This is a genomic window from Sutterella massiliensis (assembly GCF_016899755.1).
Classification (GTDB): Bacteria; Pseudomonadota; Gammaproteobacteria; order Burkholderiales; family Burkholderiaceae_F; genus Sutterella; species Sutterella massiliensis.
This window is the reverse complement of sequence record NZ_JACJJC010000036.1, coordinates 1-2,704: the sequence shown is the minus strand read 5'-3', so window position 1 is coordinate 2,704 and position 2,704 is coordinate 1. Positions and strand designations below refer to the sequence as shown.

Below are 2,704 nucleotides of genomic sequence, written 5' to 3'. Positions count from 1 at the left end.
ATGCCGATTGACCTTCCAAAGAATGAAGACCACGACGACGAGACTTGAAGCGAGGCCGACCGCCTTCTCCGAATATATAGCGTTCGATCGCTACCCATGCACGTGCGCCAATTTTTTGGGCAACGTGCACACCAAGAATGCACTCGTCTTTTGTTCGCTTCGCACCAGGTTCGCTTCGACGGACAAAGCGTTTAGCCGCATTACGATGAACGTTGGCTATCGTGTGCAGTCCGTATTGCGTCAGACCCCATGAGTTACGAATTCTGTTCAGCTCACGGTTGCGTTCCTTCCCCTTCGGCATTGCCAACGCGGTTTTCCATTCGGCAGACCGACGCATCCGCTCGAGACGACCGAGCGCCGTATTCAACGTTGCGTTGTACACGGAAAGCCCGAAGTCGAACTTCGACTCAAGGAAGCGAACAACATCGTCGCTGTCCTTGATCGGCATCTCGAAAATAAAGGAAGGGGAACTCATGAAATCGATTTTAATGAATCGTATTTCATTAAAGCTTTCCCAATCTGATGAACTATAGCTAAGTGCTTTTCGCTGGTTCGTCAGGCTTCGGGTGTTTGCGGGGGCGCCCTACATGACGTTTCGGGCCAACGAATTCTCCGACAGGCTTGGGCCACTTCGGAGGACGTCCGCGTTTCTTGGGCTGCTCGGTCGTTACTACACGATTTATGGCTGTTTTCAAACTATTGGCCTTGTCATCCTTACACAGCCCTAAGGCGACAAGCTCCGCCATCGGCTTAGGCATGCAGCCGGTCCAGCCGCCATCTTTGAAAACAGGATCCCGGTCTTTGAATTTTCTCAATCGGAACGTGCGGGATATATCTCGAATGAGCTCCCCGAAGGTCTGGTGCTCCAACAGTCCTGTATCCTTTGCTGCGCGGATCATGCGGTGCGTCAAGACCGTGGCAATGAAGTTGATGAATTCACTGCCAACAACCGAATAGTCGCTCTGCACGTTTGTCTCATCCAGACATTCCTCGTTTTTGAAAGCCTTGAAGAGAAGCTCAATAGCCCAGCGGGCGTCGTAGATCTTGTAGACATTCGCAAGCGACAGATCTTGGTCAGACTCGAAAACAATGGAACCGAACTCGCTTCTCTGTTCCCAATACTTCTCCTTGTTGAAAGCCTTGCCATGCAGAACGCCACGCGACAGGCTTTTTTCTTCTAGTGCTGCACGATCGACATCTCTGAACGAATAAAGAAAGTGCCCATTGGAGAGCTTTGCCTTTTTGGCATAGAGCGTGGATGAGAAGCCTGGAAGCACCTCATCAAAATTCAGCATCTGATGTTTGAGGACTCGTTTGTCGCTGCGTTTGATCGGGGTTAGAAAATGAAGCCCGGAATGCGCTTTGAGCTCATCCTCTATGGCACTAGGAGGGAAGCCCTTGTCGGTGACGATTACGCCCCTTTCTATGTGATTTTCTTCAATGAAGGAGTGATACGACACCGCGTCAATGCAATTGCCAGCAAAAACTTCAGAGCAGATCGGCTCGCCCTTTTCCAAGTCATAGGCATAAAGAAGAGAGATGTCTTCACAACCTTTGACTCGAGCCTTTCTTGAGAATGCCGAGAAGTCATTGACGGTACTCGAATCCGTTTTGAGCATGCCGTCAATGATGAGATGGTGAGACTCGAGCACGCGAGCCAGACGCAAATTGAAAAAAGCTTGACGGTTTTCAGCGTTCATGCCGATGAGCTTGAGCAGGTGCCCAATCGTATTTGGGCTCAGCGCTGTGTCAGGGTAGTAGAGACTGATCCAGTTGGCCTCGTATTCCGTATTGAGGCGGGAGTAGCGGACCGCCGGAACGAAAGCCTTGATAGAGGCGATAACCATGATCTGCTGTGCTTCTGCAGCAGGGAAGACTTTGAGCAGGTCCGAATACAGATCGTCACTGACTGACTTGACGAAGGCTGATGGGCCAAAGCTCAGGAAATCCGCCTCTTCTTTCATTACTGGAACGACTGGCACAAAAGTGCCGTCGATGATGTGCCCGATTACTCGACCGTTGATTGGCTGCGGATTGCTGTGTCGAACATACCGAACCCCTGTACGTTCTCGAACAGCGTAGCGGAGATTCCCATGTCCTTCGCCGTAGTCAATGACCACTGTGTTCTTTGGACGGGGCACCTTGCGGATGACTTCAGGAACGTCCATTTTAATGTATAAAAATATAGGACAATTAGGCTATCTAATAGACCATATTATTATAGTATTTCCATGATCAATCGGCAACAAAAAAGGGAGGACTCGACAAGAGCACTCCCTTTGGATTGTCTGAACAATAGGCTTAGCTAACCAGCAACTGAAAACATGAATGCAGATTGAGTATCGAAGTCTTCGCTATAGTTCCGAAAACTGGGAACTCTTTAGTGCACTGTAGAAAAAACGGATATCGAATCAGGAATAGGAAGTTCTATTGTCACAGATTTAGCACTAAACGATTCAGTGGTCGTTACAAGTGATTTAATCGTTAATGGCACAAATTCAAATACTGCTCAATTTGCAATTGCTAATGGAGTTGATAATAGTTTCACGATTACAAATGGAGCTAATGTTGAATTTAATGGGAGTGATAACGCCGGAAAAAGCTACGCAACTGCTGTTTATGCAGTAGCAGTAAATGGCGGACAGGGGAATCTGATTATAGATAAAGGGAAACTTTCTATTAGAGGCGGACTAGGTAACAAAAA

The 2,704-nt window shown here is 48.3% G+C and carries 2 protein-coding genes and 1 pseudogene; 1 reads left to right on the top strand and 2 read right to left on the bottom strand.

All coding sequences use genetic code 11. The annotated features are described in order from the left end of the window. A pseudogene (locus H6A60_RS10945) lies at nt 1-475 on the bottom strand (hypothetical protein); the annotation flags it as partial. Between the two features lie 58 nt (nt 476-533). Next, the gene (locus H6A60_RS10940; RefSeq protein ID WP_205104543.1) at nt 534-2,168 is read right to left on the bottom strand and encodes a transposase; all 1,635 of its coding nucleotides are present in this window, start codon (nt 2,166-2,168) and stop codon (nt 534-536) included. Between the two features lie 291 nt (nt 2,169-2,459). Here H6A60_RS10940 and H6A60_RS10935 point away from each other — a divergent pair. After that, a partial coding sequence (locus H6A60_RS10935) for a hypothetical protein (protein WP_205104541.1) occupies nt 2,460-2,704 on the top strand: 245 nt, incomplete at its 3' end.

What these genes read in the sequence shown, in the direction of transcription:
- H6A60_RS10940 (WP_205104543.1), bottom strand. Translation starts at nt 2,168, where the DNA reads ATGGACGTTCCTGAAGTCATCCGCAAGGTGCCCCGTCCAAAGAACACA.